This window comes from Gammaproteobacteria bacterium (genome assembly GCA_028817225.1).
GTDB lineage: Bacteria > Pseudomonadota > Gammaproteobacteria > Poriferisulfidales > Oxydemutatoraceae > Oxydemutator.
In genome coordinates this window covers 13,566-28,602 of sequence record JAPPQC010000048.1, presented here as the reverse complement: position 1 = coordinate 28,602, position 15,037 = coordinate 13,566, and the positions used below count along the sequence as shown (strand labels likewise).

Below are 15,037 nucleotides of genomic sequence, written 5' to 3'. Positions count from 1 at the left end.
CAGTTCAGGCACCAGCGCAGTTCCTGCGCGTCGTCCAGTTCGCGCTCGCCGCAGAAGTCGCGTTCAAGCAGCGCCTCGCCGTCGCCGCAGCGCTCGGCGAAATACTGCGGCAGACCGTCTTTGTAGCGGCAGGTCTGCCTGTCGCCGCCGTCGGCGCCGCTCAGGCGCGTGATCAGCCCGGCGCACAGCACCGCCTTGGCTTTCAGCAAGTGCATCAGTTTGGCGCTGTCAAAGCTTGATGTATCAAAGAAATCCGGGTCGGGCCAGAAACGAATCTCGGTGCCGGTGGCGCGTTTTTTCAGGCGGCGCAGCACCTTCAGTTTTGATGTGCGGCGCCCGTTCCTGAAGTCCATGCCATACACGCAGCCGTCGCGCTTCACCCGCACCTCAAGGCGCGTTGAAAGCGCGTTGACGATGGAAATGCCGACGCCGTGCAGGCCGCCGGCAAAGCGGTACTGGCGGCCCGAGAATTTGCTGCCGGCGTGCAGCGTCGTCAGAATCACCTCAACGCCGGGCAGTTTGCGAACCGGGTGCGGGTCCACCGGCATGCCGCGCCCGTCGTCGCCGACGGTGATGGAGCCGTCGTCGTGCAGCACCACCTCCACCCGCGTGGCATGGCCCGCGAGCGCCTCGTCCACGCTGTTGTCTATCGCCTCCTGCACGAGGTGGGTCGGGCTGGAGGTGTCGGTGAACATCTCCGGGCGCTTGCGAACCGGCTCCAGGCCGCCGAGAATTTCTATGTCGGCGGCGTCATAACGCTTGCTGGCGCGGCTTGGCATGGTGTTGGGGGAAGATTGGGCGGTCGGGCGGCGGCAAAGCGGGTATTATCACCGGATTGCCGCCGCAGGGAAACCTCGCGGCGCCCCGAATCACACAATCACCGCAATCAGCCACGCCATCATGGATTATTCCGAAATCCTGACGCCCGAAACCAGCGGCATCGTCTCCGCGTCGGCGGGCACCGGCAAGACCTGGCTGCTGGTGTCGCGCATCCTGCGGCTGCTGCTGGCGGGCCGCGCGCCCGGCTCCATCCTCGCCATCACCTTCACCAACAAGGCCGCCGACGAAATGCGCGAGCGCCTGATGACGCGGCTGCTGCAATGGAGCACCGCGCCGGCGGACGAACTGGACGGCCACCTGCGGCAAATCGGCATCGTCGGGACCGCGCCGCGGCGGCGCGCGGCGGCGCAACTGTATGAAACGCTGCTCTATGCGTCCGAGCCGGTGCAGATGACAACCTTTCACGCCTTCTGCCAGCAGATGCTGCGGCTGTTTCCGCTTCAGGCCGGCGTGCCGCTGAACTTTCAGATTGCCGAGCATGTCGAGGAACTGCACGACCGCGCGATGGACGAATTGTTCGCGCAGGCGGCGCGGCAATCCGGCGGCGACTTCACCCGCGCGCTCGACACGCTGTTTGCGCTGTGCAACGGCATTGAAAACACCCGCCAGGCGCTGAAGGCGTTTCTGGCGCACCGCAACGACTGGCTGGCGTTCACGCGCGGCGGCGGCGGGCTGGAGACATTCCGCGACGACGGCGCGGACGAGGCGGGCGAATTGAAGACCCTCTGGCGGGCCGGCATCCGCAAGCGCGCCGCGCAATACGCCGACGCGCTGCTTCGCAGCGACACAAAAACAAACCGCAGCCGGGGCGAGACGCTGCAAACGCTGGCGGCGCGCACAACGCTGGACGACGAGGCCTTTGACGGCTTGTATCACTGCTTCTTCACAAAAGACCACAAACCCCGCGCCGTGCCGGGCAAGAACTCGCCCGACTGGTTTGTCGAGGCGCTGAATTCGCTCGATTACGACGGCCTCGCCGGCGCCGTCCGCGCGACCAGGGAACGCCTGCTGCAACACCGCAACGAACGCCTGAGAGTCGCATGGCACCACGCCGGCGACCGCCTGTGCCGGATTTACCGCGACCTCAAGCGCGAAAACGGCCTGCTTGATTTTGACGACCTGGAATGGGAAGGCAGCCAACTGCTGCTGCACGGCGAACTCCACATGCAGTACCGCCTCGGCAGCAAAATCGAGCATCTCCTGGTGGACGAATTCCAGGACACCAACCCGGGCCAGTGGCAACTGCTGCAACCGCTGCTGGACGAGATTGTCTCGCAGGGGGGCGGCAGCGTGTTCATCGTCGGCGATGTCAAGCAGTCCATCTACGGCTTTCGCCGCGCCGACCCGGAACTGCAACGGGCCGCGGCCCGGTGGCTGAAAGAAAAATGCCCGGGCAGCCTGCACCTGCGGATGAACACATCCCGCCGCTCGGCGCAGCCGCTGATGGATTGCGTCAACCGCGTTTTCAGCGCGGAGCCGGATGCAAGACAGCCGCTTCCCGACGATTCCCAAACGCACAACAACGCGCCGTCCCCACGCCCGGCCAACACCGCCCAGCCGGTTCCCGACGATTTCCAGGCGCACGACACGCTGCGCGACATCGCCGGCGGCGTGCGCCTGCTCGGCCTGCGCGAACCCGGCGAAAAGCCGTCGTGCAACTGGCGCAACCCGCTGCACGAGCCGCGCCCGGCGTCGCAGGCCGCTTCCGGGCGGGAAGCGGCGCAGGTTGCCGCCGCCATCAGGCAACTGGCCGCCAGCGGCCTGCCCGTTGAGGACGGCGGCCGGCAGCGCCCGCTTCAATACGGCGACATCATCATCCTCGCGCGGCAGACGACGCACTTCGGCGAATTCCTGCAAGCGCTTCGCACCGAAGGCGTCCCGTCCGTCAGCGCGCACGAGCAGAATTTCCTGACCTCGCTGGAGGCGGCGGATATCATCGCGCTGCTGGAATTCCTGCAAAACCCGCGCCGCGACGACGCGCTCGCCGTCGTGCTCCGCTCGCCGATCTACTCGCTGAGCGACGAACAGTTGTGGCAAATCGCGCGAACGCCGGGCGACTGCTGGCAACGCAAACTCGCGCGGCTGGCCGAAGAGAACGCCGAAGACGCCGCCGCCCCGCAATGGCGGGCCATTGAACGCCAACTGGCGTCGTGGATCGCACTGCGCGGCCAACTGCCGCCGCACGACCTGCTCGACCGCATCTACGGCGAGGCCGGTCTCGCGCAGCGCTACCGGCGCGCCGTCCCGGAGCCGGAAAGCGAGCGCGTCGGCGACCACCTGAACGCGCTGCTGGAATACGCGCTTGACTTCGACAGCGGGCGCTATCCCGACACCGAACGCTTCCTGCACAACCTGAAAACCCTGCGCCGTCTCGGTGGCCGGCGCGCCGCCACGCACGCGCCGACAGACAGCGGCTGCGTGCGCCTGATGACGATACACGGCGCCAAGGGGCTGGAGGCGCCGGTCGTCTTTCTGGCCGACTGCGCGCCGACAAAGCGCAACAAGGACACCTACCAGCCGCTGGTGCAGTGGCCGCCCGGCGCCGGCAAACCCGACCAGTTCGCGCTGCTGCCGGCAAAGGCCGGGCGCGGCGGCGCGCTGCACAGCCTCGTCGAGCAGCGCGAACAACGCGAGCGACGCGAAGATGCCAACCTGCTGTATGTCGCGCTGACGCGGGCGAAGCAATACCTGTTCGTGTCGGGCAGCGGCAAGCCCGGTGGCAATCACTGGTACGCGAGAATAAGCGACGCCATCGGCGAGGATGGCCTGCTCGGCGACGACGCCCTCGCCCGCACCGGCAAAGCGCCAAAACCACCCGCCGCACGCGCCAAAAACGGCAAACCGGCGCCGTTGCAAACACCGGCAGCGCACACCGGAGACGGCGAACCGGCGTCGCCGCAACCACCGACAGCGCACACCGTAGATGATGAACCGGCGCCGCAACCACCAACGTCTCGCCTTGAAGGCGATAAACCACCGACGGCGCCGCGAATTGCGGCGGCGAGAAGTCCGAGCCAAACCGCAACCCATGCCGCCGCAACCTTCTCATCCGACGAAGACGGCGCGCGGCGCGGCCAGATTATCCACCGCGCGCTGCAACTGCTGAACACATCGGATTTCGCCGATTCCGGCGCGCTGTGCGACCGCCTGTCGCAGGAATACGGCGCCGACGGCGAATCGCTGGCGGCGTGGGTGCGCGAGGCATGGAATCTGGTGCGCCAACCGCACCTGGCCGACCTGTTCACCGACGCCCTCTACCAGCGCGTGCACAATGAAATGCCGCTGCTCTACCGCGATGGCGGCGAACAGGTCTTCGGCACGCTCGACCGCCTGTGCGTCGGCAAGGACTCGGCCTGGCTGGTGGACTACAAAACCCACCGCAACGGCGACGCCGAAACCCTCGGCGAGCGCTACCGCGGGCAGATGCTTTGCTACCGCGACGGCGTCAAAAAACTGTTCCCGAACCGGAAACTGCGAACCTCGCTGCTGCTGACCGCCAACGGCCAACTCCACGACTACTGAGCGTCAGTAACGGGCGCACTCCTTGATGAAGTAGCCGTCGTCGGAACAGTCGCCGTAATTCAGAAAACCTTTTTCGTTGAAATTGGACCAGGAAAGGCTGGCCCCGGCGGGATGCTGCTGCAAGACGATCATCTGATCCTCGTTCACTTGCCCCATGTAGAAATTCACATTCGACATCGGGATGGACAACACAACCGGCTCCGGCAAAAAAGAGGCCTCCACGACAGTCCGCCCCTGCCCGTCCCCGGCGACCACAAAAGAACAACTCTCCCCCGTTATCCTGCTTTTTGTCCACCAGTTGGCGGGGTCGTGAACGGCAATCTCGCCGGCATATGATTTCAGTTCAACCCCTTTCAGGATATGGTTTTTGCCCAATTCCGCGCGGACGGCATCGCGGCTCCAGCAGCAGGGATAATCGCCGCACTGCCCGTCCAGCCGGGTGAAACCGCCCTGACAACCTGCAACAACCAGCAAACCCGCCGCCGCCAACGCCGCAAAGAACACCCGGAACGAACACCCGGCCCACCCGCGAAATCCCACTTTGTTTGCGTGCCGCAACTCAATTCCTCAATGCCTTGTCATTGCATTGCGCCCAAAGCGGCGCCTTTCCATCAATGTAGCACGCCTGGAAGCACAGCGGGAAACCATCCGGCGAACCGGTCAATTTTCCCGGGGCATTCCGCGCAGTAACGGTGTTTGATGATAGAATGGGGAAATCACCTGCGGGCCGCCCGCTCCGCGGGAGGAAGCAACGGAGGCAATGACATGAAATTCGGCGTAGTAATCGAAAAAGATGATTACGGATATTATGCCTTCTGCCCGGCAATGAAAGGATGCCACACTCAAGGGGAGTCCCTGGAGGAAGTTCTGGACAACATAAAGGAAGCGGCGGCTTTGTATCTGGAAACTTTGTCGGCGGAAGAAAAATCATATTTCGCAAGCAAGGAAATACTGACGGCCACCATGGACATCGGCGTTGCCTGAACTGCCGAGACTGACTGCCCGGGAAGCGGAGAAGATGCTTGTCAGGGCGGGGTTCCGGAATGTCAGAAGCAGGGGAAGTCACCGGATATACCAAAGAGGTCGGGAAAGGTTCGTCCTGCCCTTTCATGCGGGGAGAACGCTGCATCCCAAAATTGTCAAGATGCTGTACCAACTGGTAACGAATGGTTCTGATTGATTTCAACTGTCCGTGACAATTGGGGCGCCGCCGTTCATTGCGCCGCGCCCGCCGGCTCCTTTTCAATCATGTCCAGCAGTTTGTCCGGTTCGACATAGCCCGGCAGCAGCGAGCCGCCGGCCAGGAAGATGGCCGGCGTGCCGCTGACGCGCAGTGATTTGGCGAGGCGCAGGTTGCTGTCAATTGGGGTCTCGCACTGCTTGTTCGGCAAAGGCTGGCCGCGTTTGGCGGCGGTCAGCGCCGCGCTGCGGTCGCGCGCACACCAGACATTGACGGCGTCGGCGCGGGCCTGGTCGCTCAGCACCGGCGTCAGCAGGTAATTCACGCTGATGCCGAGGTCGTTCATGCGGCGCATGTTGCGGTGAAACTTGCGGCAATAGCCGCAGGTTACATCGGTAAAGACGATGACTTCATGGCGGGCGTTGCGCGCCGGAAACGGAATCAGGCGGTTCTGCGTCAGCGGCGCCAGCGCGTTCTTGCGAAAGTCGTTGAGCGCCACTTCGGTCAGGTCAACCTGCTTTTCAAGGTCAACCAGCGACCCGTACAGCAGATATTTGCCGTCGTCGCTCGCATAAACCACGCCGCCCGCGTGAATAACCTGGTAAATGCCCGGCATCGGCGTCTCGGTAACCGTCACCTCGCCAAGGTCGGGCACCAGCCGGTTCAGGCCGTCAATCACGCTCTGCCGGTCGGCAACGGCGGGCGCGGCGAGCAGCGCAAACAGCATCAACGGCGCCGCAAGAATGCCCCGGCCAGTCCGAACGCTGCGCGTGCGCCGCGCAGTCAGCGCGTTCAACCCCGCCTTCCGCAAAACGCTAAATATGCACCGAACGGCTCGCGCACGCCGCACAAGCAACGCCGCAAGCGCCGGCAATGCAAAAAACTGAAACCCGCGCATCCGTTCAGCCCCGCGGGTGGTGTGCGCGGTGCAAATCCTTCAGCCGCCGGTTGGCGATGTGCGTGTAGATTTGCGTTGTTGAAAGGTCGCTGTGGCCGAGCAGCATCTGCACCGTCCGCAGGTCGGCGCCGTGGTCGAGCAGGTGCGTCGCGAAGGCGTGGCGTATCGTGTGCGGCGAGAACGGGCGGGCGATGCCGGCCTTGCGCGCCAGTTGCTTCAGGCCGTGCCAGAAAGTCTGCCGCGTGATGCCGGCGCCGCGCCGCGACACAAACACCGCCTCGCACTCGCCGCGCCCTTTCATCAGTTGCGGGCGCGCGTCGTCGAGGTAGCGTTGCAGGCATTCGCAGGCCTCCTCGCCGATTGGCACCAGCCGCTCCTTGCCGCCCTTGCCGGTGATTTTCAGGTAGCCGCCGTCGGCAAAGACCTGCGGGAAGGTCAGGCCGACCAGTTCCGAGACCCGCAGGCCGCCGGCGTACATCAATTCCAGCATCGCCTTGTCGCGCAGGCCGTGCGCGGTGGCGGTGTCGGGCGCCTCCAGCAGTTGCTCGACTTCGTTCTCGCGCAGCACCGGCGGCAGTTTGCGGCCCGCGCGCGGCGACGGCATCCGCTCGCACGGATTGCGGGCGGCGCGTTTCTCGCGCACCATCCACGCATAAAACCCGCGCAGCGACGACAACCAGCGCGCGTTGGAACGCGATGCGTAGCCGCGCCGCATGCGGTCGGCGAGGCAGTCCTGCAAGTCGCCGCGGCCCGCGTTTGCAAGCGCCGTGCCGCGCCGGCGCAGCCACGCGGCGAAACCGGCCAGGTCGCGGCGGTAGGCCGCCAGCGTGTTGCGCGACAGCCCGCGCTCGGAAAACGCGCCGCCGATGAAGCTTTCGATTAGACTACGCTCGCCGGGCGGCAATTCGGCGGCGGCGCCGCCGCAAGCCCCCTTCATCGTTGAGTTCATCACTGAATCTCCCATTACCGGATTATGGCACAAAACCGCGACAAAGACGCCGGCGGCGGCGGCAGTGAGGGCGCTGGCGATGGCATCGGGGGCGCCAGCGGCGGCGTTCGAGGCATCGGCGGCGGCGTCCGGGGCGTCGGCCTTGCAAGGCGCGCTGCGGCGATGTTCTATGACGCGCTGTTCGTGTTCGCCGTGCTGGCGCTGGCGTCGCTGCCGTGGAGCATCGCCGGCATCACGCCGGAACACCCCCTCTACCCCGTCTATGCGGCCTTTCTGTATGCGCTGATTGCGGCCTATTTCACCTGGTTCTGGACGCACGGTGGGCAGACGCCCGGCATGAAGACCTGGAAAATCCGCGTCGTCGCCGACGGCGGCGGCAATGTCAACTGGCGCACCGCGCTGCTGCGGTTCGCGGCGGCGATGCTGTCGCTGACCACACTCGGTCTTGGTTTTGTCGCCGCCCTGTTCAACAACGAACGCCTCGCGTGGCACGACCGCCTGTCGGCGAGCCGGTTGGTGGCGAGCGACGACGCGCACCAAAACTAACCTGCTTGCAGCGTCTCAGCGGAGCGGCAACATCTTTGGCCGGCGTACCGCGATGCTGTCGCTCGGCGCATCAGGACCTGAACCTGCCACCGACCTGTTCAACGATGAATGCCTCGCGTGGCGCAACCGCCTGCCAGAAAGCCAACAGTGACCGGCGGCGACGCACACGGACTAACCCGCTTGCAGCCGTTTCAGCAGGACGGCGCCGGCGGCGGCGAACAGCGCGACCGGCAGGAACGCGCCGACGACCGGCGGCATCTGCCAGACCACCGCCGCGTCGCCGATGACGCGGCTGCCGATCATGTAGGCGAGGCTGATCAGGATGGCGAAGAACAGGCGCTTGCCGGAACCCGCGCTGCGCGCCGAAAAGAAGATCCACGGCATCGCCAGCAGCAGCATGACGATGATTGAGAGCGCGGCGCTGAAACGGGTCCACAACGCCAGTTCGGCGCGCGCGCCGGACAATTTGCTGGCGCGAAGAAACTCCACATAATCAAACAACTGGAAGACATTCATCGCGGCGGGGTTTAACTCCGACACATCACGCTCGCCGGCCCCGCCGGGCGCCGCACGCGGCAGATGCAGGCGCTCGCGGCGGGTGATGGAGACCTCGCCGCCGCGCAGTTCGCTCAGCGTGACATCAGCCAGCACCCATTCATCCGCCGTCGCCCGCGCGCGCCCGGCCTCGATAATCCGCGCCAGATGGTGTTCGTCGTTCAATTCGTACACCCTGACCTCGGCGTGCCGGCCATCGGCGGCGACCCCGCCGATGTGAATAAAATGACGCCCGTCGCGCAGCCAGCGGCCAGCGGCCCTTTGTTCGGCCCTTTGTGCGCCTCCTTGTTCAACACTTTCCCCCACGCCATCCAGCGCGCTCGGCGACGCCTGCCGTGAGTGCTTGATTTGATGCGCCTTGCCGACCGCGGCAGGCACCACCGTCTCGCCCAATGCAAAGGTGAACAGCATCAGCAGCGCGCCGGTCATCAGCACCGACGCGGTGATGCGCGCGCGCGAATAGTGCAACGCGCGAAACGCGACCAGTTCCGACTGCGCGGCCAGGTTGCCGAGGCTGATGACGGCGCCAATCAGCACCGCCACCGGCAGCAGTTCATACACGCCGGCGACCAGCATCAGCAGCGTGTAGAAGGCGGCGTCGGCCAGCGTGTAGTCGTCGTCCACATCCTTGACCTCGTCCACCAGGCTGATCATCGCGTCCACCGCCGCCAGCGCCAGCAACGCAAGCGCGGCGCCGCCCAGCAAACTGCGCCCGAGATAGCGGTCTATCTGCCTCACGCCGCCCTCGCCCGCGCCGTTCCCTGCATTGCCGCGTGCATCGCGCGCACGCGGCGGCAATCGGCCCGCCTCACGCCGCCCCCTTGATTGGCGCCGCCGCCGCGCGCGGCCTGCGTACACGCTGGCGCATCAGGAACAGCGCCAGCGCCAGCACCGTCAGATGCACCGGCCACACGCCCGGCGCCGCCGGCAGGCGCCCGGACGCAATCATGCCGGTCACCAGCGCCAGCACATTCGAGTAAATCAGGAAGAAGACGATGCTCGCGGCCAGCGGCAGCGAGCGCCCGCGGCGCGGCGCCGTGCGGCTCAGCGGCTCGGAAATCATCAGCAGCAGCAGCAATGAAACCGGAATGGACAAACGCCACTGCAATTCGGCGCGGTGCGCCGGCAGCGGCGACGCCCACAACGCCGCGAGGCTCATCATGTCGGGCTTGTCCATGCGCCAGTCGGTGGCCTGCTGCGGCAGCAGCACCGAGTGGCGCCGGTACGACGACACCACCAGCCCGTCGCGCCCCGGCGCCTGCTCGTAGAAGCGGCCATCGTGCAGTTCCAGCCATTTGCGCCCGCCTTCGGGGCCGCGCTGCTCGCCGCGCGCCGCGGTCTCGACGGTCCATTTGCCGTCGCGGCGCGCGGCGACAAAAACGCCCTCGACGGCGTTGCCGTCGCGCCGCTCGATGAACAGCACGCCGCCGTCCATCTGCAGGAAGCGCCCGGCGCCGACCGCGCCGACATCCACGCGCTGCTTGCCGGATTCCTTGATGAAGCGGAACTGCTGGTGCGCCGTCGGCAGCACATTCATCATCAGGTAAAGCGCCAGCAGCGCGAGCGGCGCGCCGAGGCGCATCAGCGTCGAGAATATCCGCCGGTAGCCGACGCGAATCGAGAACGCGGCGTAAATCTCGTTGTCGCGGTAATAGCGCCCGAGCACCAGCACGCTCGCCAGCATCGCGCTGAACGGCAGCGTCTGCACGACCCAGTCGAGCGTGCCCAGCAGCAGCAGCGGCAGCACGATGTCGGGCGGGTAACTGCCGCCCGCGACCTTGCCCGTCAGCGTGATCAGCAGCCGCCCCGCCGTCATCAGCGCGAGCACCGACACGACGGCGGCGAGGTTCACCAGCAGGTCGCGGAAGAAATAGCGTTCAAAAATGGTCATGCCCGAAAGGCCGGCGGCGGTGGTAGTGCTTCAACGGATATGCGGTAAAATACCGCGCTTTGACACCCACAACAGGAAACAGGACATCATGCAGATAACAGCCACTTCAAGAAACCCGGCGTCCCTGTCGAGCGCGTGCAGCATTATACCCCTGTACGCCGGGCGCCGTTTGCGCGGGCGCTCGCAGGCGTTCGACGACATGGACGACGCCGCCGACGGCTATCTTTCGCAGGCGGCGCACAACGCCGGCTTTTCGGCGGACTTCAACAAGACGCTGGTGCTGCACACGCCGCAGCCGCGCCACAAGACGGTCATCCTCATCGGCCTCGGCAAGAGAAAGGAGATGAACCGCCGGCGTTTCGACCGCATCGCGCGCACCGCGGCGCACGCGGCGGTGGCGCTGAAGCCGGCGTCGGTGCTCTATTGTTTTTCCGGCGCGCGCCCGAAGGACGAACACCACGCCACGCGCCAACTGGCGACCGCGTTGCAGCACGCTTGCTACCGCTACCTGTCCACGCGCGGCGCGACCAAGGGCCGGAGAAAGGACAAACTCCGCATTGACCGCTGCGTGTTCCACGCCGACGATGTCGCGCAGGCGCGCGCGGCCATCCGCGAGTCGGAGGGCATCGCCCACGGCATCAACCTGGCGCGCGAACTGGGCGACTTGCCGCCCAATGTCTGCACGCCGGCCTATGTGGCCGAGCAGGCGCGCAAACTGGGGCGTTCGTCAAGCAAACTGCGCGTGCGCGTGCTGAGCGAGAAGAACATGGAGCGCCTCGGCATGGGCGCGTTTTTGTCGGTCAGCCGCGGCAGCCATGTTCCCGGCTGCCTGGTCTGCCTGGAATACCGCGGCGGGCCTGCGCGCCAGCGCCCGGTCGCGCTGATTGGCAAGGGCATCACCTTCGACACCGGCGGCATCTCGATCAAGCCGAGCGCGGCGATGGACGAGATGAAGTTTGATATGTGCGGCGCCGCGTCGGTGCTCGGCACCGTCGCCGCCTGCGTGCGCCTGCGGCTGCCGCTGAATGTCGTCGCGGTGCTGGCGTGCGCCGAGAACATGCCGGGCGGGCGCGCCAGCAGGCCCGGCGACATCGTCAAGACGATGTCGGGGCAGACCGTCGAGATACTGAACACCGACGCCGAGGGGCGGCTGGTGCTGTGCGACGCGCTGACCTGGGTCGGAAAATACAAGCCCGAATGCGTCGTGGATGTGGCGACGCTGACCGGCGCCTGCGTCGTCGCGCTCGGCAACGAGGCCAGCGGCCTGATGAGCAACGACCAGGCGCTCGCCGAACAACTGCTGACGGCGGGCGAAAGCGCCGGCGACCGCACCTGGCAACTGCCGCTGTGGGACGAATACCAGCCGCAACTCAGCAGCAACTTCGCCGACATGGCCAACATCGGCGGGCGCTGGGCCGGCACCATCACCGCCGCCTGCTTCCTGTCGCGCTTCGCCGAAAACTACCGGTGGGCGCACCTGGACATCGCCGGCGTCGCCTGGTACACCGGCAAGAACAAGGGCGCGACGGGGCGCCCGGTGCCGCTGCTGACGGAGTTTCTGCTGAACCGCGCCGGGGCCTGAAAGCCCCCCCGACAGTTCCCCTGAAAGCCCCGATGAGCAGCGACAGTCCGCCCGCGCCGCCGCCCGCCGACCGGCGCGCCGAACCCGTGGACAAGACCTACCGCCCGGAGCAGATCGAGCAGCGCTGGTACCGGCGCTGGGAATCGCTCGGCCTGTTCTCGCCGCGCGGCGACGGCGCGCCCTGCTGCATCATGATTCCGCCGCCGAATGTGACCGGCACGCTGCACATGGGCCACGCCTTCCAGATTACGCTGATGGACTGCCTGATACGCCACCGGCGCATGTCGGGCGACAAGACGCTGTGGCAGGTCGGCACCGACCACGCCGGCATCGCGACGCAGATGGTCGTCGAGCGGCAACTGGAGGCCGGCGGCCAGTCGCGCCTCGCGCTCGGGCGCGACGCCTTTGTTGAAAAGGTGTGGGAATGGAAGAAACAGTCGGGCGGCATGATCACGCAGCAACTGCGCCGCCTCGGCGCGTCGCTCGACTGGAGCCGTGAACGCTTCACGATGGACGACGACATGTCGCACGCGGTGCGCGAGGCGTTTGTCCGCTTGTACGACGAGGGGCTGATTTACCGCGGCAAGCGGCTGGTCAACTGGGACCCGGTGCTGAAAACCGCGGTGTCGGACCTGGAAGTGGTTTCCAACGAGGAAGACGGGCGCCTGTGGCACATTCGCTACCCGTACGCCGACGGCGACGGCCATGTCGTCGTCGCGACGACGCGCCCGGAAACCCTGCTCGGCGACACCGCCGCCGCCGTTCATCCGGACGACGAGCGCTACCGGGACTCCATCGGCAGGCGCCTGACGCTGCCGCTGACCGGGCGCGTCATCCCGCTGCTTGCCGACGACTATGTGCAGATGGAATTCGGCACCGGCTGCGTCAAGATCACGCCGGCGCACGACTTCAACGACTATGAAGTCGGGCGGCGCCACGATTTGCCGATGATCAACCTGTTCAACGACGACGCGACGCTCGGCGCGCGTGCGCCGGAGGCGTACCGCGGGCTGGACCGCTTTGAGGCGCGCAAGCGCGTGCTGGCGGATTTGCGCGAACAGGGCCTGCTGGAAGACGAGCGCCCGCACCGCCACGCGGTGCCGCGCGGCGACCGCAGCCACGCGGTGATCGAGCCGTACCTGACCGACCAGTGGTTTGTCAACGCGCGGCAACTGGCGCCGGCGGCGTGCGAGGCGGTGCGCGACGGGCGCGTGCGCTTTGTGCCGAAACGCTGGGAGAAGACCTATTTTGAGTGGATGGACAACATCCAGGACTGGTGCATCAGCAGGCAACTGTGGTGGGGGCACCGGATACCGGCGTGGTATGACGACAGCGGCAACCTGTATGTCGGCGATTCCGAACAGGCGGTGCGCGACAAGCACCACCTGGGCGGCGAAGTGGCGCTGACGCAGGAACCGGATGTGCTGGACACCTGGTTTTCGTCGGCGCTGTGGCCTTTCTCGACGCTGGGCTGGCCGTCGCAGACGCCGGAGATGAAGGCGTTTTACCCGACCAGCGTGCTGGTGACCGGCTTTGACATCATCTTCTTCTGGGTCGCGCGGATGATCATGGCGGGGCTGAAGTTCACCGGCGATGTGCCGTTTCACGAGGTGTATGTGCACGGCCTGGTGCGCGACATTGAGGGGCAGAAAATGTCGAAATCAAAGGGCAACATTCTCGACCCGATTGACTTGATTGACGGCATTTCGCCGGATGACCTCGTCGCCAAGCGCACCGCGAGCCTGATGCAGCCGGCGATGGCGAAACGCATCGAGCAGCACACGCGCAAGGACTTCCCCGACGGCATCGCCGCCTACGGCACCGACGCGCTGCGCTTCACCTTCGCCGCGCTGGCCTCGACCGGGCGCGACATCAAGTTTGACATGCAGCGCATTGAGGGCTACCGCAACTTCTGCAACAAACTGTGGAACGCGGCGCGGTTCGCGGTGATGGTTTGCCCGGAGGCGCCGGTGCGCGACGGCGGCGCGGCGGCGGGCGGTGCGTTGCCGTCTGAATCCGGGCGCGGTGCGGGCGCGGCGGGCAATGTGTCACCATCTGAATCCGCGCTTGGCGCGGGCGCGGCGGCGACGCTGGCCGACCGCTGGATTGCGTCGCGGCTGCATCGCGTGCTGGAACAGACCGAGCGGTGGTTCAGGGAATACCGGTTTGATTTGATTGCCGCGGCGATGCACGAGTTTGTCTGGCACGACTTCTGTGACTGGTATCTGGAAATCACCAAGATTGTCCAGGACGACGGCGGCGGCGATGGCGGCGATGGCAACAGCGCCAATGGCGGCAGCGACAGCGCGCGCGCAAACCGGGCCTGTCTGATGGACACGCTGGAGGCGTGTTTGCGAATGCTGCATCCGGTGATTCCGTTCATCACCGCCGAGATATGGCAGCAGATCAAGCCACTGACCGGGCACGATGAAGCCGACATACAGCAGCGCCCCTACCCGCTGTGCGGCGATGTTGCGCGCGATGCGGAAGCGGAGCGGACGATGGCGCGATTGCAATCGTTTGTGTCGGCGATTCGCCAGGTTCGTTCCGAGATGAATGTGCCGCCGGGGCGGGCGGTGCCGGTGCTGCTGCAAAACTGGGGCGATGCCGACCGCGCGCTGTTCGACGACTGCGGCGGCTGGATTGCGCGCCTTGCCGGAATCGGACAACTGGAATGGCTGGCCGCCGACAGCGAGGCGCCGCCGGCGGCGATTGCGCTGGCCGGACAGGTCAAGATTCTGATTCCGGCGGAGGGCCTGATTGACATCGAGGCCGAGACGCTGCGGCTGAAGAAAGAGATTGCAAAGACGGAGAAAACGCTGGCCGGCATGAGAACGCGGCTGGCCGACCGCAATTTCCTCGACAAGGCGCCGGCGGATGTGATTGAGAAGCAAAGCCTTCAGGCCGAACATCTGGAGGGGCAACTGGACAAATATCACAAGCAACTGCAAGTGTTCAGCAACACGGGCGGACAGCCGGAACAACGGGGCGCGGTGGTTTGACGGCATGGTGCGGTGGTTTGAATGCGGGGCGTCGCGGCTTGGTTGGCATGGCGCGGTGCATGGTTTGAATGA

At 66.0% G+C, this 15,037-nt stretch carries 12 protein-coding genes; 6 read left to right on the top strand and 6 right to left on the bottom strand.

From position 1 onward, the window contains the following. On the bottom strand, positions 1-779 hold a 779-nt coding region (locus OXU50_06960; protein ID MDD9869613.1), incomplete at its 3' end, for an ATP-binding protein. 121 nt (positions 780-900) lie between these two features. On the opposite strand from OXU50_06960, the gene OXU50_06955 reads away from it, so the two are divergent. Then, a complete protein-coding gene (locus tag OXU50_06955) occupies positions 901-4,362 on the top strand; it encodes a UvrD-helicase domain-containing protein (protein ID MDD9869612.1) in 3,462 nt (1,153 codons plus the stop codon). Positions 4,363-4,365: 3 nt separating this feature from the next. On the opposite strand, the gene OXU50_06950 is transcribed toward OXU50_06955, so the two are convergent. Then, the gene (locus tag OXU50_06950; GenBank protein ID MDD9869611.1) at positions 4,366-4,920 is read right to left on the bottom strand and encodes a hypothetical protein; all 555 of its coding nucleotides are present in this window, start codon (positions 4,918-4,920) and stop codon (positions 4,366-4,368) included. Between the two features lie 207 nt (positions 4,921-5,127). Here OXU50_06950 and OXU50_06945 point away from each other — a divergent pair, with 207 nt between their 5' ends. Then, positions 5,128-5,346, top strand: a complete 219-nt coding sequence (locus OXU50_06945) for a type II toxin-antitoxin system HicB family antitoxin (GenBank protein ID MDD9869610.1) — start codon at positions 5,128-5,130, stop codon at positions 5,344-5,346. Further along, on the top strand, positions 5,339-5,542 hold the full coding sequence (locus OXU50_06940; GenBank protein ID MDD9869609.1) for a type II toxin-antitoxin system HicA family toxin: 204 nt from the start codon (positions 5,339-5,341) through the stop codon (positions 5,540-5,542). Before OXU50_06945 ends, OXU50_06940 begins: the two co-directional genes overlap by 8 nt. Before the next feature lie 34 nt (positions 5,543-5,576). On the opposite strand, the gene OXU50_06935 is transcribed toward OXU50_06940, so the two are convergent. Further along, entirely contained in the window at positions 5,577-6,338 is a 762-nt protein-coding gene (locus OXU50_06935) for a DsbC family protein (GenBank protein ID MDD9869608.1), read from the bottom strand. A gap of 106 nt (positions 6,339-6,444) precedes the next feature. Beyond that, on the bottom strand, positions 6,445-7,377 hold the full coding sequence (xerD, locus tag OXU50_06930) for a site-specific tyrosine recombinase XerD (protein MDD9869607.1): 933 nt from the start codon (positions 7,375-7,377) through the stop codon (positions 6,445-6,447). Between the two features lie 36 nt (positions 7,378-7,413). Between xerD and OXU50_06925 the strand changes: the two genes are divergently transcribed. After that, entirely contained in the window at positions 7,414-7,935 is a 522-nt protein-coding gene (locus OXU50_06925) for an RDD family protein (protein MDD9869606.1), read from the top strand. A gap of 171 nt (positions 7,936-8,106) precedes the next feature. On the opposite strand, the gene lptG is transcribed toward OXU50_06925, so the two are convergent. Next, complete coding sequence (gene lptG / locus OXU50_06920; protein ID MDD9869605.1) at positions 8,107-9,228, bottom strand: LPS export ABC transporter permease LptG; 1,122 nt, start codon at positions 9,226-9,228, stop codon at positions 8,107-8,109. 70 nt (positions 9,229-9,298) lie between these two features. Continuing rightward, positions 9,299-10,381 carry an LPS export ABC transporter permease LptF gene (lptF, locus tag OXU50_06915; GenBank protein MDD9869604.1) on the bottom strand — a complete coding sequence of 361 codons (1,083 nt, stop codon included), beginning with the start codon at positions 10,379-10,381 and terminating at the stop codon, positions 9,299-9,301. Between the two features lie 88 nt (positions 10,382-10,469). Between lptF and OXU50_06910 the strand changes: the two genes are divergently transcribed. Both OXU50_06910 and OXU50_06905 read left to right on the top strand, forming a co-directional pair. Then, positions 10,470-11,963, top strand: coding sequence for a leucyl aminopeptidase (locus tag OXU50_06910; GenBank protein MDD9869603.1), 1,494 nt, complete (start codon positions 10,470-10,472; stop codon positions 11,961-11,963). Between the two features lie 32 nt (positions 11,964-11,995). Continuing rightward, the gene (locus OXU50_06905; GenBank protein MDD9869602.1) at positions 11,996-14,965 is read left to right on the top strand and encodes a valine--tRNA ligase; all 2,970 of its coding nucleotides are present in this window, start codon (positions 11,996-11,998) and stop codon (positions 14,963-14,965) included. The last annotated feature ends 72 nt before the right edge of the window (positions 14,966-15,037 follow it).